Annotated in this window: 19 protein-coding genes; 3 read left to right on the top strand and 16 right to left on the bottom strand. The window is 41.4% G+C overall.

Translation table 11 applies throughout. From position 1 onward, the window contains the following. Nucleotides 1-84: 84 nt before the first annotated feature. The 3 genes from UQ64_RS13450 to UQ64_RS13460 all read right to left on the bottom strand — a co-directional run bounded on the left by UQ64_RS13450 (nt 85) and on the right by UQ64_RS13460 (nt 2,650). Nucleotides 85-1,278, bottom strand: coding sequence for a metallophosphoesterase (locus UQ64_RS13450; RefSeq protein WP_060623981.1), 1,194 nt, complete (start codon nt 1,276-1,278; stop codon nt 85-87). Nucleotides 1,279-1,466: 188 nt separating this feature from the next. Next, on the bottom strand, nt 1,467-1,841 hold the full coding sequence (locus tag UQ64_RS13455) for a bacteriohemerythrin (protein WP_060623982.1): 375 nt from the start codon (nt 1,839-1,841) through the stop codon (nt 1,467-1,469). Next, a complete protein-coding gene (locus tag UQ64_RS13460; protein WP_060623983.1) occupies nt 1,781-2,650 on the bottom strand; it encodes a cation diffusion facilitator family transporter in 870 nt (289 codons plus the stop codon). Before UQ64_RS13460 ends, UQ64_RS13455 begins: the two co-directional genes overlap by 61 nt. A 292-nt stretch (nt 2,651-2,942) precedes the next feature. Between UQ64_RS13460 and UQ64_RS13465 the strand changes: the two genes are divergently transcribed. Beyond that, nucleotides 2,943-4,301: an outer membrane protein assembly factor BamB gene (locus UQ64_RS13465; protein WP_060623984.1), complete on the top strand. Its 1,359-nt coding sequence runs from the start codon at nt 2,943-2,945 to the stop codon at nt 4,299-4,301. Nucleotides 4,302-4,341: 40 nt separating this feature from the next. Here UQ64_RS13465 and UQ64_RS13470 read toward each other — a convergent pair whose 3' ends face one another. Continuing rightward, entirely contained in the window at nt 4,342-4,845 is a 504-nt protein-coding gene (locus UQ64_RS13470; RefSeq protein WP_042127399.1) for a ferritin, read from the bottom strand. A 127-nt stretch (nt 4,846-4,972) separates the two neighbouring features. Here UQ64_RS13470 and nagZ point away from each other — a divergent pair, with 127 nt between their 5' ends. Next, on the top strand, nt 4,973-6,271 hold the full coding sequence (nagZ, locus tag UQ64_RS13475) for a beta-N-acetylhexosaminidase (protein WP_245237959.1): 1,299 nt from the start codon (nt 4,973-4,975) through the stop codon (nt 6,269-6,271). 19 nt (nt 6,272-6,290) lie between these two features. Here the strand turns inward: nagZ and UQ64_RS13480 are convergent, their stop codons facing one another. From UQ64_RS13480 to UQ64_RS13530, 11 genes are all read right to left on the bottom strand, one after another. After that, on the bottom strand, nt 6,291-7,379 hold the full coding sequence (locus UQ64_RS13480; protein ID WP_060623986.1) for an efflux RND transporter periplasmic adaptor subunit: 1,089 nt from the start codon (nt 7,377-7,379) through the stop codon (nt 6,291-6,293). A 30-nt stretch (nt 7,380-7,409) separates the two neighbouring features. After that, nucleotides 7,410-8,786 carry an ABC transporter permease gene (locus tag UQ64_RS13485; RefSeq protein WP_209445789.1) on the bottom strand — a complete coding sequence of 459 codons (1,377 nt, stop codon included), beginning with the start codon at nt 8,784-8,786 and terminating at the stop codon, nt 7,410-7,412. Then, nucleotides 8,776-9,495 carry an ABC transporter ATP-binding protein gene (locus UQ64_RS13490; protein WP_042187870.1) on the bottom strand — a complete coding sequence of 240 codons (720 nt, stop codon included), beginning with the start codon at nt 9,493-9,495 and terminating at the stop codon, nt 8,776-8,778. Before UQ64_RS13490 ends, UQ64_RS13485 begins: the two co-directional genes overlap by 11 nt. Nucleotides 9,496-9,534: 39 nt before the next feature. Then, on the bottom strand, nt 9,535-12,120 hold the full coding sequence (locus tag UQ64_RS13495) for a hypothetical protein (RefSeq protein WP_060623987.1): 2,586 nt from the start codon (nt 12,118-12,120) through the stop codon (nt 9,535-9,537). Nucleotides 12,121-12,256: 136 nt separating this feature from the next. After that, on the bottom strand, nt 12,257-13,591 hold the full coding sequence (locus UQ64_RS13500; protein ID WP_060623988.1) for a hypothetical protein: 1,335 nt from the start codon (nt 13,589-13,591) through the stop codon (nt 12,257-12,259). Beyond that, on the bottom strand, nt 13,588-14,676 hold the full coding sequence (locus UQ64_RS13505; RefSeq protein ID WP_060623989.1) for a DUF58 domain-containing protein: 1,089 nt from the start codon (nt 14,674-14,676) through the stop codon (nt 13,588-13,590). The genes UQ64_RS13500 and UQ64_RS13505 overlap by 4 nt, the downstream gene beginning before the upstream one ends. Nucleotides 14,677-14,679: 3 nt before the next feature. Next, nucleotides 14,680-15,657 carry an AAA family ATPase gene (locus UQ64_RS13510; protein ID WP_060623990.1) on the bottom strand — a complete coding sequence of 326 codons (978 nt, stop codon included), beginning with the start codon at nt 15,655-15,657 and terminating at the stop codon, nt 14,680-14,682. Between the two features lie 138 nt (nt 15,658-15,795). Continuing rightward, nucleotides 15,796-16,884, bottom strand: a complete 1,089-nt coding sequence (locus tag UQ64_RS13515; protein WP_060623991.1) for a GerAB/ArcD/ProY family transporter — start codon at nt 16,882-16,884, stop codon at nt 15,796-15,798. Nucleotides 16,885-16,905: 21 nt separating this feature from the next. Next, a complete protein-coding gene (locus UQ64_RS13520) occupies nt 16,906-18,057 on the bottom strand; it encodes a Ger(x)C family spore germination protein (protein ID WP_060623992.1) in 1,152 nt (383 codons plus the stop codon). Continuing rightward, a complete protein-coding gene (locus UQ64_RS13525; RefSeq protein WP_060623993.1) occupies nt 18,054-19,496 on the bottom strand; it encodes a spore germination protein in 1,443 nt (480 codons plus the stop codon). Before UQ64_RS13525 ends, UQ64_RS13520 begins: the two co-directional genes overlap by 4 nt. 155 nt (nt 19,497-19,651) lie before the next feature. Next, nucleotides 19,652-20,512: a DUF421 domain-containing protein gene (locus UQ64_RS13530; RefSeq protein WP_060623994.1), complete on the bottom strand. Its 861-nt coding sequence runs from the start codon at nt 20,510-20,512 to the stop codon at nt 19,652-19,654. Between the two features lie 207 nt (nt 20,513-20,719). Between UQ64_RS13530 and UQ64_RS13535 the strand changes: the two genes are divergently transcribed. Continuing rightward, nucleotides 20,720-20,926: a DUF1657 domain-containing protein gene (locus UQ64_RS13535; RefSeq protein WP_036678243.1), complete on the top strand. Its 207-nt coding sequence runs from the start codon at nt 20,720-20,722 to the stop codon at nt 20,924-20,926. Between the two features lie 101 nt (nt 20,927-21,027). On the opposite strand, the gene UQ64_RS13540 is transcribed toward UQ64_RS13535, so the two are convergent. After that, complete coding sequence (locus UQ64_RS13540) at nt 21,028-22,776, bottom strand: sensor histidine kinase (RefSeq protein ID WP_060623995.1); 1,749 nt, start codon at nt 22,774-22,776, stop codon at nt 21,028-21,030. Between the last annotated feature and the right edge of the window lie 12 nt (nt 22,777-22,788).

Below are 22,788 nucleotides of genomic sequence, written 5' to 3' on the forward strand. Positions count from 1 at the left end.
ACTAATCGTCAAAAAAAAGAAACTGCCTCAACGCGCAGAAAAATTCTACGGATTCGGGCAGCCTCATAGCATTAAATATTTCTTTTAGATTAACACCGTCTTTGTAGACACGGCTTCTTCGCTATATTGTTTAGTCCCTTCTAACACTACTTCAAGTTTAATGATCTCCGAACGACTGGCTAAACGGATTGGAGGTCCCCATGTCCCATAACCAGAGGAAACAACGACATGCAAGTTATCTTTACGGAGGTAACCCCAGTCCAGTTCGAATAACCGTTTGGTGATCCAGTGATTAGGAGCGATCTGTCCACGGTGCGTATGACCGGAGAGCAGAATATCTACCCCTTCCTGGGCAGCGATATCAAAACCGGTAGGCTGATGATCCATCATGATCACAGGACGCGTCAGATCGAGGCCATTCAATAAGGAGCTTACGCTCAATCTACCACCAGCTTCCATCGTCTCGGCAGTCTTATCTTTTCGCCCTACAATATACGTTCCCGCCACTTCTTCAACCTCATCCTGTAGGACTTTAATGCCTATGCTACTCATCAAATCGGTATATTCCTTAATCGAACCACCGTAATATTCGTGATTGCCCAGCACTGCGTAGACACCATAACGCGCTTTTAATTGCTTCAGCTGTTCACTCATACGATTGCGAATAAAAGGCTCAATACTATCGTCAAGTACATCCCCAGCCAGCAAAATCACATCAGGCTTCATAGCGTTCATCTGTGCAACCATTTTTTTGAGATGCCGATTGCCGACGATATTTCCTAAATGCAGATCGGATGCAACCGCGATGGTAAGTGGCGTACTAGTTCCGATGGATTTATCAATGAGAATAGGATGTGTACGAACTACTGTACTCCAAGCGTTGATCGAACCCCAGACTAGAAAAACTACCAGTAGTATCAGTAGTGTACCACCCGCTTCTGAGATGTAGTGCGTTCGATCGACACCCGTCCATCCCAGCAGCACATACAACAGATCAGCTAATGGCAACATGATAAAAGCGAATTCCATGCAAGCTAGATAATACGATCCAATCACTTTAAAGAATCTGGCTAACGGCTTCACTATTGTAGGCCACGGTATCATTCCAACGACATACGCAAAGGCAACAAGCAGGAATAATGTCCAGAACAGAACAGAAGAAGCACCTGAGAACCATTCATGGACAAGCAGCCAACCGTGATACCCAATGTAAAAATTAACAAGGCCCAGAATAAACAGCATAGCAAACCCTGAAGCTAACATTCGTAATGTTTTCATCGTTCCACTCCCCTTCACCATACTAACGCTATACGTCATATCTCAAATCATAACACAAACCATTAACCCAGTATAAATTACGGAGCTGTCTTCGGAAAACGGATCAAATAACTTACCACAATTCTTTATCACATTCCCTAACAAAAAAAAAAAGAAAATGCCCGTGGCATCTTCATTGGGGGTTTAAGTTATACTGCTCTTTCACGTGTAGCCATACATTCACCGATTAGCTTATCGCATTTATTAATGTGATTCAGAAGCCAATCGGTTAACGTACGGTTAAGTTTAATCGTTGAGAGAACGGAAACTCCTTTGGTTTTGATGGTTTCTTCTAATTCCAGAACGGCTTTTACAAAATTAGCATGCGTCTTACGATGTTCCGCCAATTCAGGAAAATCGATCTCCTCCATCAATTGCTCTTCGTTGCTAAAATGCTCGATGGTATATTCCTTCAAGAATTTCAGCGTTTCTTCGATCTTCTCTTTCCCCTGTATGTCCGCTTCTACTTCATTACTGGTTCTATGTGGACAAGCACATTTGAAACCTGGTGCCGATCTTTCAATTGCTCTTCAATTTCTTCCGTAATATCATGGCTCTGCACCACACTAAGTTCGGAATCTACTAGTACAGTTGTATCTACTAGCACGTTATTCCCGTGGATCCGAGCTTTAATATCTTTAATGGATTGCACACCGTCTATTTCAGCAACGGTTTCTTTCATGAGTTCAAGCTCTTCCGCATCAAAACCATCTGTTAAGTCATGTGTAGCTTTACTAAAGATGTCCCATGCCGTCTTGCAGATGATCAGGCCGACAATAATCGCTGTAAGCGGATCAAGCCATGGAATTCCAAATCCAGCAGCCACAATTCCGACAAAAGCACCCATGCTAACTAAAGCATCGGATCGATTGTCTAGTGCTACGGCTCGCATAGCGTTACTATTAATGGAGCGGGCCAATCTAATGTTGTACATATACACGGCCATCATTATCACAGCACAAAAAATTGCCGTCCATGCTGCTATAAGATCTGGACTTTCCAGTTCAGGTTGGATAAATTTATTCACACCCTGGTACAACACTTGAAGTCCTACCACAATCATAATGAATGAGGCAATTAAGGACGCCACGGTCTCCGCTCTAAAATGACCGTAACTATGGTTGGAATCAGGCGGTCTCCTGGAGATCTTAAGACCGATTAGTACGGCGATAGAAGCGATAATATCCGTACTGTTGTTCAGGCCATCTGCAAGTAGCGCTTGTGATCCCGCAACCGTACCAATAAACAGTTTGATGGCGGATAGGAAGATGTAAGCTACTATGCTCAGCCAAGCTCCTTTTTCACCTTGTTTGATGTCGTTGTAATTTTCCAAAAAAAAGAACCCCCAAAGAATAGTATTGTTCTATACTACACTTCTGGATTCGGGTGGGTCTAGAGAAACAGTGTTGCTAAGAGGCGTAATAGTTCCCTCTGTCAAATAGAGTTGCTAGATCATAACTGTTTTGCGGAGCGCAACATAGTTTGCCTTTGTTCAACTTTACTTCCAAAATATAAGAAAGTATCAGGACGCTGAAGGAGTTTATGTTTGTTCTACGGAATTAGTAACTTTTTGCCATTTAGAATGTCTAATTATTGTAATCACTATTTATAAGGGGCGTGGAACAATGATTCAGTCTTTGCACAAGACAATGATTAAAGTTTTAGCTGTTGCAAGTATTGCATCCCCATTAGCTTACAACGGAACATTATCCGTCATTTCTGCAGAACAAGCAGTCATAAGTACAAGTAATCCCTACTACAATGAAGTCAAAGCACCCCTTCTTGTACCTGTATGGTCATCACCGCTTGCCATCTTAAAAGAAGATAGAATCACTGGGCAGAACGTTACCGCCCTTGCGGAGAATGGGAAGGTATTTGCCTTGCAGCGGAATGGTAAATTAGTCGCGTTGAATGCTACAACAGGTAAAAAAATGTGGGAATTCGGAAGCGCGTTAGCTCCATTATTCTCATACAGTAATGGTTTTATCTACGGACTGACCCAAAGTGGCTCCCTATATGCCGTTAATGAATCAGGTAAAAAAGCATGGTCAGCTTCATTATCACTACCTAAAGCTACAAGTATACAGCGGTTAGGCTCCACCATTTATGTAACACAAGAGAGTCAACTTGCAGCTGTCGATGCCGTCAGCGGGAAGATCAAATGGAAGGCTGCCGAGGAAAGTAATAACTTTACTGGCTTATCAGAGCTTATGGAAACCGATGGGGTTGTTATTCGAAGTTACCTCTCACAAGGAGCCTTAACAACTACTGGTCTTGCCGCTTATGACAGTCTAACAGGAAAAAAACTATGGGACCAGACCCGTCAATGGTGGCCACTAACAGTAAAGGATGGCCTCCTCTACTCCATTACCAATACGTTAATGATGGATGATGACGCTGTAAATCGTAATGTCAAAGTTTCTGCATTCAACTTAAAGTCGGGTGAACTCAAAGGAGAACGTTTATATAAATGGACAGATACCGAGAATAAAGATGGAGCATTCACATTTGGTGGTGTAAATGGGACCGCGTTCTTAGACGGGAATGACTTCTATATTTTCCAGGGCAAAAAGCTTGTGAAATATGATTTCTGGAATTACTCAGCGGAAGGAAAACCGGTTCAAACCTGGACCTCAATGGCTAAAGAGAAAGACTATCCGCTAAACCAAGTCCATCAGCAAAGAATGTTATATTCCAACTATGATACGGGGATGTTATCCGCGCTTAAACTTGGAAATGGGCAGGCTGTAGTTCTCAATAATGGTGAGAATCCTGTAGTTCAGACGGATCTTTTCGGAAATGTGGTCTATAGTGGACAATCAGATGGTCTATTTCACGCTTACGACCTATTGACTTTGAAGCCTATTTTTACCGTGAAGACCGGATCTCGAAACTTTGCCCCTTCACTTAAAACTGGAGACATGCTGATGATCCGAACGGATAATAAACTGCTTGCTATTAAACTGCCTTCATCCATAAAATAAAAAGAAGCCTGATTCTCAGGCTTCTGGGCTACAACTCCACTTATTCAGCAGGAGCTGTAAAAGTACGTGCAGCAAATTCAGCATCCAGCATGTAGAAGGCGTTGCTATCTTTATCAATTCTTTTGAGTTTACTAATGATATTGCTAAAGAGCGCTTCCTCTTCTACTTGCTCGTCAATAAACCATTTCAGGAAATAGATCGTTGCATGCTCACGCTCATCCAGCGCCAAGTCAGCCAAATGATAGAAGCGTTTCGTGTTTTGTTGTTCATGCGCGAACGCATGTTCAAAAGCATCCAGCATTGAAGAGTACTCGTTCTTCGGCTCTGGGAGAGCTTCGAGTGTGGCCCGATTATCACGATCATTAAGGAACTTATAGATTTTCATGGCATGGAATCGTTCTTCTTCAGCTTGAATCAAGAAAAAGTTTGCGAAACCATCCAGACTTTCTCCGGAACAATAAGCAGCCATAGCTAGATAAACATGAGCGGAATAAAACTCGAAATTCATCTGTTCATTAAGTGCGTTTACTAATCCATCTTTCATTTGACAGTCACCTCATAATTCAATTTTAATATGTAAAGATTTAAGTTCATCTTATCACCGTGTATCTAAGTCAGCAAGGATTCATCTTTCTGACATCTAAATAAGCAACGAAGGGACGACTTTTCTGATGACCAGATTCACTCGTAACATCTCTAGACCTATATTCTCCGGTAGCCATTTTATGGCTTCTGCTATGTTATCTATACTTCTCTTAACTAGCTGCTCTTATAGCAGTAACAGTTCCCAACCTGTCGTTACAAATTCGCCGACTGCCGAATCTACACCATCACCTACTACCAGTGCCACACCTGTTCCTTCCTCAGAGAGTGATCCGATTACTCTTCAGGTTTCCAGTATGAGCCTTGAAGAAAAAATCGGACAAATGCTACTTGTTGGCATTGATGGAACCGTTCTAGATGATCAAGCAAAAAAGATGATTACCGAAGACAAAGTCGGTGGAATCATCCTTTATAAGAACAATATTCAAAACCTCAAGGGTATGGTCAGCCTTGTTAATTCCATGAAAGAGAGTAACAGCGGCAACCCTGCCCCCTTATTTATGAGTATCGATCAGGAAGGTGGAAAAGTCAGCCGAATGCCTAAAGAGTATGCTTCCTTCCCCTCTAACGGAAAGGTTGGTACTCGTAATGATGCTAACGCTGCCGAAATGATGGGCAAGCTGCTCGCAAGAGAAGTGATTTCAGCCGGATTTAATATGAACTTCGCTCCCGTCCTTGATATCAATAGTAATCCAGATAATCCTGTGATTGGAGATCGCTCCTTCGGCAACTCCGCTGAACTAGTCAGTACACTAGGGATCGCCGAAATGAAGGGCATTGAGAGCGAAGGTGTTGTTCCTGTTGTTAAACATTTCCCTGGTCACGGTGATACTTCTGTCGACTCCCACCTTGATCTGCCGATTGTGAAAAAGACCGCTTCAGAGCTCGCTGAGTTAGAATGGCTCCCTTTTCAAGCGGCGATTAAAGAGGGAACAGACGCTGTTATGGTCGCTCATATTTTGTTTCCTAAGCTTGATGCTGATAAACCAGCATCTTTATCCAGTAAAATAATTGGTCAGCTGCTTCGTGGAGACATGAAATACCAAGGACTCGTAATCACAGATGATCTAACCATGGGTGCTATCATGAAGAATTATGACCTTGCCACAGCTGCGGTAGATACCGTTAATGCAGGCAGTGATATTCTACTTATCGCTCACGGCTATGATAATGAGAAGCGGGTAATTGAATCGCTTCTAGACCATGTAAAAAAAGGTAAGATACAGGAAACACGGATTGATGAGAGCGTCTATCGGATTCTAGCATTGAAAGCTAAATATAATCTATCCGACGAGCCAGTTCCGGTTCCTGACCTTACCGAGCTAAACAAAGATATTAAGTCTTGGAAACTCTCGATTGAGAAATAGGCTTAGCCTATTTCAATCCTTACTGAAGTACAACAACATCTCCTACCTTCAACCCTGAGACGGCCTCTGTTTTGTCAGACGTCTCCATACCCACTTCAATATCTCTTCGTTCATATTCCCCATTGCCTTTGTCCAGCATCACGTAGGAGATATCTCCTTCATGCATTACAGCGATGCTGGATACAACGATGGCATTTTCTTTGCGGACCGTCTCGATTTCTCCACTCAAGCTTAGTCCACCAATCAAGTGCTCGTTAGACTGCAGTGAGATTACCACTTCAAATTGTGGAACCGAAACAGCAGGAGCATTCGGGCCCGAAGCCGTCTTAGCAAATTTAGATACCTTAGTTACCTCTCCAGAGAGCTTTAAATCTTTTAAAGCTGTCATTTTAACATCAACCTTCATTCCCGTCTTAATACGGAAGACATCTTGCTCACCTACAAGAGCTATAAACTCAAGCTTGTTCATATCTACAATTTTGCCGATGTATTGATTGTCCGTCACCGTCTGCGGAATTTCACTCGCGCTATCGAATAGAAAAACGCCAGATGCCGGAGCATGGTAGAGCGCTGTATTAAGCTTAGTCTTCTTTTCTTTTAATTCACGAGCCTGTATATCAGTATTCACTTGGTTAAGCTCATCCCCTAACCGTGCCGTTTCTTGGGCTGCAAGTGCTTTTATACGTTCGGCTTCTGTTGCACCAAGGGCTGCATTCTCCTGGTCCTGCTGACTAACAAATTCATTTAATTCCGCTTCCAGCTTAGCCTTTCGGATGGTCGCCTCCTGTGTAGCAATCTCATTCTTTAAGACTTCCTGATCGAGGGAAAACAGCAAATCCCCCTTCTTTACTTGCCCACCGTTCTCAACTTTCCATTTTGTTACTTTTGAAGCATATGGTGCATATACAAGCGTTTCTTTCTCATATTGTGAATTCCCTTTGACCTGAACGGAGCTCGTCATTGTTTCCTGTGTCACTTCAAAAGTTATCGCTTGTGGTGGTTCAACAGGTTCTAGCGGTGCCTCGGGTTTATACATCTTGTTGTATACAAAATAACCTGCTGCAATAATGATCAATAACAATACAATCCACTTAATTCTCCTCTTCATCACTTCTGCTTCCTTTCAACTTAAAAATAGCTAATCCCGTTTTATCGCCGTGAGCGCATTCGTTCTGGATGCGCTGATCGCCGGATAAATTCCTGATAGTACTCCTGTCATCACTGCAAATGCAATGCCAATTGGAAGGGTCATCAGAGGAATAGTAATAACCAAGGGTTCACCCATCCCCATTCCTGCGGTACCAATAAGCTTGTTTATGCCAAATACAATCAAGTATGAAAAGACAATACCGAGCAGCCCACCCAGCATTCCGAGCAATGCCGCCTCTGTAATGAACATATTTCGGATCTGCCCCATATTAGCGCCCAACACCTTCATAATGCCGATCTGACGCCGACGTGCATGAGTGGACATGGTCATCGCAACGATGATGGAGATCGAAGCTATAATCAGAATAAATACACCAATACCAAGCGCTGCTTTCTTGATCATGCTGAATTGATCGGCGATTGCCTCTTTTTGATACAAATTCGTACTTGTCGTTAGTGTGAGTTTCTGTATAAGCTTCTCCACTTGTACGATATTGTCCGTACTGTCGACTTTTACTATGGCTGAGTTATAAACATCCTTCTGCCCAGCGGTTCCATTCGTTAGTTTCAGTTGTTCAACCAGACGCTCACCAGTCTCTAGCGACACGTAGATCTTCTTGTCGTACATCGCCATATCTGGGTTCCCCCCGCTATCCAATATCCCAACAATTTGTAGTGGCGAGCTGACTAGCGATTGTCCATTTTGAGAAGCGGGATCATACGATTGTAATTGAACCTGTTGTTTGTACATATCCGACGGAAGCATGCTTAAACTGTTGTACTGTTCCATTAACTTATTATTGTAAGGATCTGTATTCAGTTGTTCAAAAAGACGCTGCCGAGTCTCGGTATCTATCAATCCTACGGTCGCTCCATCGTTTAGCACTGCCATACCAACCAAATCAGAAGGACCACCCTGCTTAAAGCGATGGTCGTATTTCGTTAGCAGTCGAAGATCCGTTCCGATAAGCTGTAAGTCCGTAATTTTGTTATCGATAGTAGTCATTTGTATGTAGCCAAGCTCTTGAAAAGGTGCTGCTGCGGTTACATGTTGCAAGCCCTGGACAATTTTCAGCTTCTGAGCCGTTAGCCTGCCGGGATCAAGTTTTGCATCAGTAGCAGAAGCTCCACTTCCTTCTCTGCCCCCTTGTGAAGGGATACCACCATTTGGCGTCACTGTAATTTCATCCATTTTGAAATTCCGATTAATTTCCCGCTCCGTATAGCTTTGCGCGGAATCTCCTATACTTAAAGCAACAATAATAGCAGCACAGCCAATTGATATACCAGCCATACAAAGACCTGTGACAACTTTCCGTCGTTTGACTTGCTCCCAAGCCAAACGTGAAATATCACTAATCCTCAATGAGTTTACCCCCTTCGAGTTCTGTATCCGAAGAAGTTTGTTTCTCAGTAATCATATATCCATCCTGAAGCGTGAAAATCCGTTGCATTTGTTCTGCAACTTTGAGCTCGTGTGTTACAACGATGAACGTGGTCTTCATTTTTTTGTTCAGGTTAAGCAGGATATTAATAATTTCCTCTTCTGTCTTCGAGTCCAGGTTTCCAGTCGGTTCATCTGCGAAAATAACAGACGGCTCCGTGATCAAGGAACGTGCGATACTGACCCGCTGCTGCTGTCCCCCAGACAACTGAGAAGGGAACAGGTCGGCTTTATCAGGAATGCCGACCCCTTCCAGCAAAGCTAGAGCTTTTTGCTTACGTATTGATGGTGAGACGGATTGGAAGACTAGCGGCAATTCTACATTTTCACGGACGGTCAAGCTAGTAATTAGTTCATAAGCTTGAAAGATAAACCCGATATGCTTTCTACGAAATTCGGATAGCTTGTTCTCGCTCATCTTCACGATATCTTGGTCAGCAATGTAAATGTGACCTTCCGTAGGCTTCATCAGACCTGCCATCAGGTTTAGCATGGTTGACTTACCGGAACCCGAGCTCCCCAGTAAAGCAACCATCTCCCCCTTTTTCACAGAGAAATCTATCTGATGAAGGACTGCCGTCGTTTCATTACCATTCTTAAAAGAATGCGTTACATTTTCCACTCGCAACATTGGAGCTGCTCCTTCTCGTACATTAATAGATATGAATTCCTACTTCTCAGTTACTTGTCTATCGATCTTTATGCTATATGCCTGGCTGGCCAGCTCGATCCGTTCTCCTTGGAACTCATCATACAGTGTGATTCTGTAGGCGCCACCTGACAAGTTTTTATACATATTATTGGTAAATGTTGCAGTATACGAGTTGTTATTTCCTTCAAGAAGTTCAGTACCGATGTTCAAGCTTCGTTCCTGTGATAGGCCATATGGATCTGTCATTTTGAGCACCAACTTATGGGTGAAGGTTCCCATGTCATAGGTACTGTCACGAAGTAGGTTGTAATTCATTACGATATCTATAGTGTTACTGCCTTGCAGCGATCGCCCTTCTGAACTTAGAACAGACATCGTGTACGGATATAGCGCAACCTTCGTCAAGTTATTCTCCGGTGGAGTAGAAACTGGATTTAGACTCAATGAAGCAATGTTAATGAATCCCGTTGGTTCCTGACCAGGTTCAGACAGCTTATTCCCGGTAATTCCTGGACCTAGATACATACTTACGTCTGATGGAATAACGGACTTAGGCAATTTTGCCCAGTATGTTATTAATTGCTTACCACCCGGTGTAGCTGAAGTATCTGGCTGATTCACTGTAGCTTCGAATAGCTGGCCATCTCCCGTTTTAAAGTAACCCTGAAGGCGAGCCATTTTGCTTTGTCTTTTTTCCTCACTGCTAAGCAGTAGCTCTGTATAAACGATATTAGAATTGAGACCTTCATAAATAATTGTTTTGTTCTCTTGAACACTAGCGTTCTTGCCTTTACCGGTGATTGCATAACTTCCACCACGTTCGATAGTGGATACAGCATTCATCGTACTGTTTGTGCTCAACGACAGGAACGAGCTCTTTTCTTCTTTTACCGTTGTAAAGAGGTTCACTTTTAATTTATCGAACTCTTGCGTATAAGGGATTTTGGCAAATACATAGATTTCCGCATTTTTTCCTGGCGCAATCGTCGAGGTTTCCTTGTCCATAAATAGTTCTGTAGAAGAAGACACATCGTCATTGTCTACCTGCACAGATCCTTTTAATTCTGGTAGCGTTAATGCCACCGACTGGGAATTCTTAATATTTATTCTAGCAACAACAATATCATCATCTTTCCAAGGAAAACGCTGTAATGACAGCAAGTTATAAGTGAAAGAGCCATATTCATTCGATGCGCTATACTCCACGCCTTTTTGAATCTCAGGTCGTAGTGTATAGGAAATTGTGTAGTAGGCAACGGGTACTGTCAGCTTAGCTGTATTGCCCGTACTGACATTCTTCCCTTCAGATCCTGTTCCCTCACCTGCACTGCCCGTATCTGTATTAGCTGGAGCTGAAACAGCCTCTATCATTTGCAATTGCAGCGAACTCTGCTCAACCTCAAGCGGAATTTGTGCGGTAAGTGGAATGATTTTTTCCTCCAAAGGCTTTACGGTTAAGCCGCTTAATCCCTTCGCATTGATCGGAAAGGTTGTCCCTGTTGAAGATTTGACGGCAAGCTCATACGTTGGCAACGTAACGGCCGTCTTCCCTACATTTTTCACTCGAAGCTGGAAGGTCCAAATCCCTTTATTATTCTCAGCGTATACGTTTGCGTTGTTTAACTGAGTTTCTATCGGATTATTATTAATGGTGATTTTCTTGGTCACACCTTTACCTACCACCAAATTAGGTGTTGTGGCTGCCGGTAGCTTGTACGAGGATTTAGCGATCTCAAGCTTCAGTGCTTCATCTTTTTGCGTAAATTGCAGCTTCATATTATCCGTCTTCATATAAGGAGGAATCTCGGCAAGATAATAGATGGTCTTTTTCTCCTGCGGCTGGATCTTGTAGCTAATCTGAGAACGATCAAGTGCTAAATCATACGAACTTCCACCTGCAGAGAGCAAATAAGCCGCATAACCCGGATCACTGAGTACCTTACTGCCTTTATTGGTCAGGCTTATGCCCACCTTGGCATAGACCTTTCCATTGTATTTATAGAGCTCCAAGGACTCACTTTTGGCGATGACTGGAATGTCATTCATTGTGGTGCTAACATTTTTCCCATTTACAGCGGTTGGGGAATAATTAGCTGGAACAGTAAAACTTCCTGCGTGCTTTAAATAACCTTTGGTTTTGGAATCCCACACATACATAGGAATCTTGATCCCTTTTAACGAATTAGTCTTGCCTATGTTGACGTAATATGTAACGCGCAAGCTTTCTTTAGCACCAATCTTCTTCTTAAGTGCGTCGGCGCTCAGCGGGTTACCTGGAATAACAGAACCCCCTGGCGTCATCACTCTCGAAAAATAGTACATTAGGTTTGCATTTTTACTGCTACCATTCGAATAATTCAAAGTATAGGTTAAAATATTCCCACCAGATTGTGACCAAATATTGACATCTTCTAATGTGGCTTTAATATTTGCTCCTAAAGAAATGGAACCCAGATTGCTAGTAGCTGTAACTGTCGCCGCTGCTACAGCTTGATTTGTCCGAACATCATTAGCGGATGCCGCAGAAGCGGTATGTCCAGTCAGTTGACTGATGACAAAGGTACTTAATAGTAAAACAACATATGTACTGCTATGCTTTCTCATTTACTTCCCTCCACGAGTGTTTTGCTAGAATTATTATAGTGGTAAGTGCAAAACCAATTGTATCCATGTTGTAACACTTTTGGACCGTTTGTAACCTATTTGTTCCTATTTGCACGAATTTGAAGAATATTCTAATCTATAATTTCAATTCATCTTTCAAAGCAACCACATCATTAGCAGAAGGATTTTCTTCTCCATATCTAGCTTTTTCATATAAATCAATCAATGAATTCGAAGTGTTAACAGCAATTTCATCGCCCTTACGTTTATGCTTGTTTAGAGCATTCCATTTAAAAATATCGTCTTCTGTTTCCTTCGGCGTAAGATAACTCTTAACTTCATAACCATGATCACTTTTCAAATGAAGCCAACGTCGATATAACCACCGAACACGTTCCTGTTCAGTATTCATCTGCTCCCAGCGGTCTTTTCGATTTCTTGGTGTAACGCGGGTGCTCCAGAAATTCCTCAGACCTTGAAGCGTTTGTTCCCACGTAAATACACTTTTCTCCTCATCAAGATAAGCTCTATTGTCCTTGGGAGTATGTTCCCTACGAAGCATGTTTAGCAAGGTATCTAAGACTCTCTTCAATTTCCCTCCGGCATTTCTATACAACCACCGAAGTGTATAATAAGCCGCGACGCCCAATAACACAGCTCCAGCAATATACAAGGCGACATCTAATATAGCGGCTAGTAGACCAGGCTTTTGATCTCCTACAAAAGGTAGTTCTGGGCTTGCTTGCGGTTGTTCTACTGGCGGAGGTTGCGGATCACTTGCCCCAGAGAATAGCTTGCTAATCCATCCGAAGAACGAACGCACCATATTCCATAGCAGTGTTCCTATAGCTTTTCCTACTCCTGCCGCTAACACGGCCGCAACAATTCCTATACCAATGACATATATACGGTTATTCCTTTGTAACCCTTTTGGCAGGGCCTTGCCCTCTTGAGAGAGCGTACTATATTGTAAATAACTACTGTTAGATATAAGTAGGGTGAGCAATAAACATAAACTGCCACACCAGGTTAGAAGGGTAACATTTGACTCTAAATCAGGAATTCTACGAAAGACAATGGTCGCAACAAAATAGATCACAATACCTATCCAATACTTCCTACTGGTCTGATCTCGAGAGTCAGCAGTCAACCCTAGATACGCGCATATAAAACCTGCAATACCTAAAGGCAGACTTTCGATAGATAAACTCCCTGATGACAAAATACCAATCGTTACCCCAAGAATGAATGCAGCCAGCAGCTGTTTCCATCTGACACTACACTGTCTCCGCAGCAAAATGCCCCCTAATGATACTAGTGGCATCGCATTCAACCACATAGGTTCAATTTGCTTCGGTAGTACATAAACCTGAAACAGAATCCATAAAGGTAGAACTAATAATAGTTCTAGAATAGAGAATATCCAGAGTTTGATCGTACTCCATACGTAACCAGATAACGTAAGCTTCATGCACTCTCTTCCCCCTGTTCCGGAATATCCAGCCATTCCACACCGTTACCTAACAGGAATAGGTGGTCAGCGGCCACTTGTAATTCAGCTCCTCTATGACAACTAATGATCAGAAAATCCGTATCACTTATTCCGCTCTCGGCCTGCAGGTCTAGCAATCGGCTCATAGGTAGCGTTCTATCTAGCTCCAGTTTAGCTAACAATTCTAGCAAGTCTTCCAGCTCAGCCATACGTTCTGCTTCAACAGGATCCCTTTCGCCCCCGTTATCCAGTCTGCCGTTACAGATAAACCCCGTCTCAATTCCATGGCGCATAGCGTATTCGGCGATAGTGGCTGCATACCTTATTCCTTGCTCGATACGTTCTACATCCGTTACCGCTCTCCACATAGAATCACTGTCCTCTATATTCAAGCAAATGACGAGTCTGGAATCCGCGGTGTAGTCTTTCTTATGTACCTGCATTGTACCTGTACGCGCTGTAGCCTTCCAGTTTATGAGTCCCATAGAATCTCCTGAGCTATACTCGCGAATACCTGCAGTCAGGAATGGATCTTCTACGATCCACCTTTTCACAGGAAGTTCACCCAGCCAACTATGTATCGGTAGTGGTAGATCATCTAGGCTCAGTAGATTTGGATAGACTAATAACTCTAATTGGAGGGGGAAAGTTTTGTTTTTCCGAATCAAACCAAAGGGATCTCCAGTGGTCATAGTGACCGTCTCCAAACGGTATATCCCACGTCGCTCGCAAGTTACTTGATGGCGCCGTTTAATATGACGGTATGATTTCAGATAGAACAAGCTGATATGATTTTGATAGATTTCACCCGTGCTAATGCCGAGATTATCCTGACTACCAAATTCCAAACCTCTGGCAATACTAGATTCCAGCCGAAGCCAAGGTAATGGCAAAAGCTTCGCATTAACGATCTCCTCTATCATTTCAAGGTTATCCCCTTCATAAGCAACCTTAGTTGAGAAATAGCGCGTATAGCTAAGTGCTCTCAGACCACTTCGTTCATAGATAGCGGCAAGAAGGAACAACAGAGCTACTGTAATGAAAATGAACCAAGGCAAAGCCATAGCTCATTCCACCTTTCCGCCTCTTAAGGATGTAACGAGTTCAGTCGGCACCTCTACCTCACGAAGCACTTGTAACACAATATCTGCAGCCTGTCCTTCTTTTGAACCCAATCCACGATGAAGAAGTAATCGATGTGCAAGCACTGGAACGGCTACGGCCTTAATGTCATCTGGTGTTACGTAAGATCTACCTCGAATAAGAGCATACCCTTGAGAAGATTTGAGCAATGCCCCGCTTGCTCGTGGACTCGCACCTAGTTTTACTGCCGTTGATTTGCGAGTTGCTTCTGTAATCCGAACGATATAAGCTAGCAAATCATCACTAATACTCACGGAAGCGGCCAAACGCTGCGCAGATTGAATATCTTGAGCAGTAGCTACTGCAAAAGTCTCTTCAAGCGGATTATTCTCTCGGAAACGCTGTAAAATATGAATCCCTTCGTCAAAGGAAGGATAACCCGTAGTAATCCGCATCAAAAATCTATCTAATTGAGCTTCGGGCAACGGAAAAGTACCCTGATTGTCAATCGGATTCTGAGTAGCAATAACCAGAAACGGGGCTTCTAGACTATGAGTCACACCATCGATCGTGATTTGCCGCTCCTCCATACATTCCAATAGACTGGATTGAGTTCTCGGGGTTGCACGATTAATTTCATCAGCCAACAAAATATTCGCAAAGACTGGACCGGGTCTAAACTGAAATTCACCTGTCTTTTGATTGTAAAAATTAATCCCGCTTAAATCAGAAGGCAGCAAGTCTGGTGTAAATTGAATACGCTTAAATGTACAATCCAAAGATTTAGCAATAACTTTTGCTAACAAGGTTTTACCAGTGCCTGGAACATCTTCGAGTAGAACATGGCCATTCGCAAGTAATGCGGTTAGTAGCAGATCTACTCCATCTTCTTTACCTACAATGACTTTAGCTAGATTGGTTCTAATAGATTTGATGAGTTCAGTGACTTCTTGAAGATTCATGTAAATACACCATCCAATCTGGGAAAATAATGTAATAAGTCCTTTAATCATAACAGAAAGTGTATCTAATATATAATTCACAAGAAAAGGCCCTGTCCATTAAAAAGACAGAACCTAGATTCCCCCTCTAAATTTCATTTACTTCGCAGTTTTGTTCCGAAATCGAAAGAAGGCTGTGATGGCGTAATAGATCGGAATGCTTTCAACGATTAACCAAATAACAGCAATAGCATAACTATTATAATGTTTATAATAACTGCCTATGTGTCGTGAATACAAAAAAGCTATCGTGATTGAAGCTATTGTTAAGAAAGGAATATACATTTTACTAGCTTTTGTATTAAACAAGCTGGATACACATCTAGAGGCTATGTAGATAAGGAATGAGCTGTGAATGAACATAGAAGACGACCATATTCCAATTAAGAGCGGGTCCGTATTTCCTAGCAGATTATCTTGTTTAGAGCTACGTACCATTTCAAGAAACGGGTACTGTAGTTGCTGGCCCAAATGTGGTCCAAAAGTCATCATCGTTAGTGACCAACCAATTAATACAGTAATTAAGACACAGATTCCCGTAATCACCAATCTTTTTAGCATCTTAGCTTCAAGTTTCAGATCGGGTGCAACAAACAAAAGGACAATCCATTCTCCAAACCATGACATGACTTCAATAGAGTCTTTCATAGCAATCCCGGGATCATGATAATGAATGAAGGCCGGTAGCATATTGAAGTCCGCGTTCGGGAGGAATAAATTAAATAAAACGATCATCATTATAAAAAAAATCAGAAAAAGTCCATCCGCCATATACGCTATTGTTGTAAATCCTAGACTAGCCGTATACATTATCACCAGGCCAATCACGATCTGAATTAATAGGAACGGAGTTCCTCTTAAATAATTTGAGCCGAAAAACAGTACAAAATTCTCAATATCATATGAGACATAATATACACACCAGCTTAGCAGGAGAAGCAGCATGAACTTATGTGGCCATTTGCCTAAAATATCTTTTCCAAAATTCACCCAAGCCTGATTAGGATGCAGCATACCGACATGGAAGGTAAACCACAGTAAAATCAAACCTAATAAAGACCCAACTATTAATGCTATCCAACCTTGATAGGAAGAACTACCAATAATAATCGGTATCAAAAAAATAGTGGTTTGGGAGCTAAAAAAAATAATGAAAAACCGAAACAGCTGCCATTTCGATGCTCGCATAACTTCTCCTTCTGGATGTCTTTATTTTGCTGTTCCAAAATCTACAATGTGAAAATCAGTCTTCACCTTAATATCAGCCTCTTGGGCATAATAATTCTCCCACCGCTCTTTGAGTTGATTCCATTGTTTTGGATCGTTCCATTCCAATAACAACCCGAGTTGCAAAATGTCGGCACCTACTTTTTGGGTAATAAGAATGGCTTGGGTAAGATGATTAGAGACCTTCTCATTAAGCTTCTCAATGATAATTTGGCTGAGTTCCTCTTCATCCCTATTCTTAGGGTCCCTTAAATAAATAATACTAGCCTTCCCCTTTAAATTCACTGTGAAAACAGGACCATTGTCCGTTAGGTTTATTTTCTTTGATGATTTGGTGCTATTAAATACAACGCTTGCTGCGCTTTTTCCCTCATCCCAAGATACGGAATATACTGCTATCTTAAGTCTGCCCTCCGCCCAAGCTAATGCCCTTCCCTCTTTCAGCTTAAGTATTCCCTTCATTTTCTCTCTTTGAAACAACATCGCCCCTTGAATTCCTGCCCAATACTGCGGCTTACCTTCACTAGACTTCTCTTCTTTTTGACCATATGAAAGATTATTTATAGCGAATCCTACATTCGATGCTTCTGCGAACATGCAATCTTTGATCGTAGTAGCAAACATAAATCTTTCCGTTCCAAAGTTTTTTAGGACTTCAGCAGGAAGCTGTTCATAGATTGGAGTCAATGTATTCATTTCTTTTGCACTGCCTGGACTAGCCATAATAAAAGCTCCAAGCGGAAGACTAGGCTCTCTTTTTATCCATAAGAGCAATTCACTAATTCCTTGTTCTGCATAGGATTTCCCTAAGATAATTATTTTCAACTGAGCTAGGCTAAGCTGCCGTGTTAAGTCTGTTTGAATCAATAGCATGGCATCTGCTATAGTTTCTGCTGTCTTAGAAACTGTGGAATAACTGCTTCCTCCACCTCCACCGCTAGCGGGCTGCCCTGTTGAGTTAAGACGATTAGGTAGCGGTGAATTTATAGTTATTTCAACAGTGCCTTCTTCTTTACCAGCGTCTATAAACAATCCGTAAACAAATGTTAATTCGTCCAGCTCTATCTTAGATGTTAAGCAGGCTGTTAGATTTAAGAGCAGCAGTATAATAACTCCTATCTTTAAAGCTCTCATTTTGATTTTTGTCTCCTTTGATTCCTGTCCGTATAGGCGCTACTTCGTTTCGTCATAAAGTTAGTGGGAAACCGAGATAATGTATCTTTCCAATCCTGTAATACTAACGGCGCAACAGGTTGCAAAAACGGCGTGCCTAAAGGTTTAAGATTGGCTAAGTGTCCATAAATCAAAAAGGCTGTAATATATACCCCAAGCAGGCCCATCGTTCCTCCCATAATGAGTAAAGGGAAGCGAAGTAACCGAAAGGTCAAACCGAGTTCATAATGGGGAATGATGTATGAGGCGATTCCGGTAATAGAAACAACAATAACCATTGGAGCAGATACAATCCCTGCTTGCACCGCAGCTTGACCAATAACAATACCGCCTATAATAGAGACCGTCTGTCCGACAGGCTTTGGAATACGTGTTCCAGCTTCTCTAAGCGCTTCGAAGGTAAGCTCCATAATTAAAGCCTCGGTCAGCGCTGAGAATGGAATATTCTCTCTCGCTGAGGCAATCGTAATTAATAGGTTGGATGGAATGATCTGCGGGTGAAAAGTTGTAATCGCTACATAAAGCGATGGAAGGATCATGGATATAATGGAGAACAGAAATCGTACAATTCGAATCCAACTAGCTGCATAAAAGTTCTGATAATAATCCTCAGAGGATTGTAGCATTGTAAAAAACGATGTCGGTGCAATCAACGCAGTAGGTGCGCCGTCTTGTATAATTCCGATCCGACCTTCCATCAACGAAGCTGCTACAGAGTCAGGGCGTTCTGTATATTGAAAAACCGGAAAAGGCGTGAAGCTCCCCTTTCTCAAATGTTCCGAAATATAACTAATACCTAGTATCCCGTCAATATCAATGTCATTCAGTTTCTGCTCAATTTCAGCAAGAACTTCCTTTTTGTAAAGTCCTTCAATGTACACAACATACAAATCAGTTTTTGTATACTTACCAATGATATAATGAACTGTTTTTAGATCCGGATGTTTGATTTTGTGTCTTAGCATCGACAGATTTGATTCAATATCTTCTATAAATGCCTCTTGAGGACCAATAACTACAAGTTCATTTTGTGATTCGGTCACTGATCTTTTTTGATATTGAGTAATTTCAAAATAATGAACATATGGAAGATCCTCTATACAAAGCACTACCTTTCCAGCAACGATCAGATCTACGATCTTCTGCAAGTCAAACGCTTTGAGATAGGGGATAGGAAAAACAACACCTTGATCTAGCCGTTCTAAGAAATTAGACCATTCTAGCTTTGCATCTGCTTCTGTTTTTAGTGGAAAAGCAATACTTTCATGAAGTGTCTTGGAATCGATGATGGAGGGGATATAGATCAGAAAACAGGAATGACCATGAACGGAAATCGACTGATATACCGCATCACTACATCCTTCCAGTTGTTCCTTAATGGTTTCTAAAATTCCTGACATAGGCTATACCTCCTGAGTTGTGACTTTCGAATCTGGCTTAGTTTGCCAATTGTATACGAGGTTTATACTACCTACTCCATTAAGCTGTATACGAAAAAAGAACCGGTGCGAATACCCGGTTCTTTCTTGTTTTTTTGTGTGAGTTTTGGAGTACATCAACTTTGGATTAAAGGCTTTAATACTTTCAAAGATGCTTGCAATTGCTCTGCGCATTGTTCATACATTTTTTTAGCTTTTTCATTCTCTGTCGACAAACTAAACATTTCCAGATCCGCTTCACATTTTTTGAGCAAAGCATATAATTGTGGTTTATCTTGTGGCTGTGGAACTTTGAAGTCATCAGCGTACAAATCGACCGTCAGCTCACCATAAGAATCAACTTGACCGAGAAATACATTTTCAACAGTTAACCCCATTTTCTCTAGAGCACCATCAAGCCAGCTGCGAGTCAGATTTAAAGTATCCAAAGGTTTATCTAGTACTTTTCCATCCATAATGACGGCTTGTGGCTCTTTTTCTGGAGCAACTTTAATACCGAGATGTTTGGGTGTAAGCGGCTGATTCTCTCTCTTAAGCAGCACATTAATCGCTCCATCAGATTCCATAATCGCAAATTCCACTTCAGATATATTGAATACATCCTTTTTACGTAGCTCTTCCAATAACTCATCTGTTGTTAAACGTTCCTTCTTCATATGATCTTCGAGTATTTTTCCGTCCTTAATAAGTACGGCGGACTTAAAGTCAATGAAATCTCTTGCTTTTTTACTCTTCATTTGAAGATATTCAATCCCTAAAGAACAAGCGACCCATACAATCAGTGCAATGAGTCCTAAATGCCAATGCTTATCCGTATCCAAAGAAATATATGCGGCTAAGCTGCCGACGGTTATCCCCGTAATATACTCGAAGAACGAAAGCTGCGATACTTGTCTTTTCCCCAGTAATTTAGTTAATAAGAAAAGCACAACAACAGCAAAGAGCGTTCGTAATATAACCTCCAGCCATTCCGACATCTTAAATTTCCTCCTTTTGAGTGAACCTTTGTTTATTAACACTCATTATTTGTTAAAAAAGGTTCATTCAATCCGAAATCACACTACTTATTTATGGAAAATCGGTTGCCGTGAAACGCTTGTATTTTTTTCCTGCATAACTAAAGTGAAGGTTGAGGACAATAGGAAATGTCATGCTAAAAATTCAAAATAGAGGAGAGAAATCTAATGACAGTAGCCTCACAAGTAAAAACATGTTTATCTTCTTTAAAAGGCGCTCAAGCGAGTTTGGAACAATTTGCACTTGAAACACAAAACGAAAGTGCAAAAACTTTATTCACTAATGCAGCTGAGCAAACACAACAAATCGTAACACAGGTTGAAAATCGGGTAACCGAATTAGAGTCTGAAGAACCTCAATACAAAGGCTTCTAACTATCACTTGAATACTTAAAGGGGTCTTAAGGCTAGTAATAACTAGCTTTAAGACCCCTTTTCTACATTTATTTATTTCTACAATATAACTCCAATACCACTTACTTTCTTTTTTTGGCAGGAATCAGGATCTGAACCGAAGTGCCAATTCCAACACGACTAAAAATAGTTACACCATACTCAGGACCATATTGCAGTTTAATACGTTGATCCACATTACGGACGCCATAACCTGTGTTCGTATGACCTTTCGAATCGAAGATTTGATCAATACGTTCTTGTCTGATACCTATACCATCATCAATGATACGGAACAAAATATTATCACCTTCCTTACGGCCAACAATGCGTAAATGAATGTGATCACCACACCAAGCGTGCTTCAGCACGTTCTCGATAAAGGGTTGTAGAATAAGTTTTATGGTCTCATAAGGCCAAATCTCTGTATCAAAATCAAACATAACCTCCAAGCGGTCACCGTATTTAATTTTCTGAATTTCTAAATAGGCATTTGCCTGCTCAATTTCAGTTGGAACCGGAATCATCGTACGACCTTCATTCAGTGTTAGGCGATAAAACTTCGCTAATTCCAGTACCATCTGCTGCAGCTTCTCATTTTGACCAAATTTGGCTAATTGAATAATAGATGACAAAGTATTATACAAGAAGTGTGGATTGATTTGCGATTGCAGGATTTCAAGCTCTGCTTCCTTCTTCTGGAGCTGTGTCAAATATACCTCTTTAATCAACATATCGATATTCTCACCCATATCATTCAGAGCGGTTGCTATTTGAGAGAATTCATCCTTGCCTCGATATTTAATACGCTTATGAAGATCACCTTCCCGATAGGCATTAAGAACATATACGAACTTATTTATACGGATCGAAAAAAACCGGGATATAAATATGCCCACGAAGCTAAAGACCACACAACATATGAGACACATTAAAATAATAAAGAGGCGTACCTTCACTGCATCCTTTTCAAGGATCGCAATCGGAACTAGCGCAATTAATTGCCACTCTTGGGTAGCAACCACAATCGTTTCTTTAATCGTCAGGTAATCTTTATTTAGCTCGGCTTCATTGTTATAGTTCTCCGGCAGTTCACCCGATTGATACATCGTTTTTCCAAACTCATTCTTTATAACTAGATTACTTCCTTTTCCTATCTTCGTATAATTCACACTGTCAAATAGATCTGGAATCCTTACATTAATCCGCAGGAACCCTATCTCCTTAGGCTTAAGAGGTTCGTATGTATCAATTAATCTACGGAGTAACGAGATGCGATTATTCTCTACATCGCTCTCAATCTGCCACCATTTCATAGTTTCAGCGTATTTTTCTGTTGGAAAATCATAATACCACGATTTCCCTTCAATCCTTTTCATGTGGTATAGATGATAAAAGCTACTATTATCCAGATAGCCCTCAAGTGAGTTCGAATAGATCTCAGGGATCGACTCATTCTTCAAGAATAGCGACATTCCAATCTTCACACCTGTAGATTGAATAGCTACATCAAGCTTCGGCAGTACCTTCTTAGACATCCGATCGTAATTTTCCCAGCCTTCCTCATAACTCCGAAGATTCCGATAGAAATCAAAATCACTGTATAATTGCGTCGATATTCGAGTAACTTCATCCATTTTATAATCAATATTGTCACGAATCTGCAATAACGTTCCTTTAATATTCGTATTGATATGTTCGCGTAATGAATCATTATACATGGAATGAGAGACGAACCCGATCAGAGATACAGGGATAATAATAAAAAACATATATGTCAGCATTAACTTATACCCAATTGGCACATACTTATGTCTTCTTTGCTTTTTCATAGAACATCATCC

This window comes from Paenibacillus etheri (assembly GCF_001012825.1).
Classification (GTDB): domain Bacteria; phylum Bacillota; class Bacilli; order Paenibacillales; family Paenibacillaceae; genus Paenibacillus_AQ; species Paenibacillus_AQ etheri.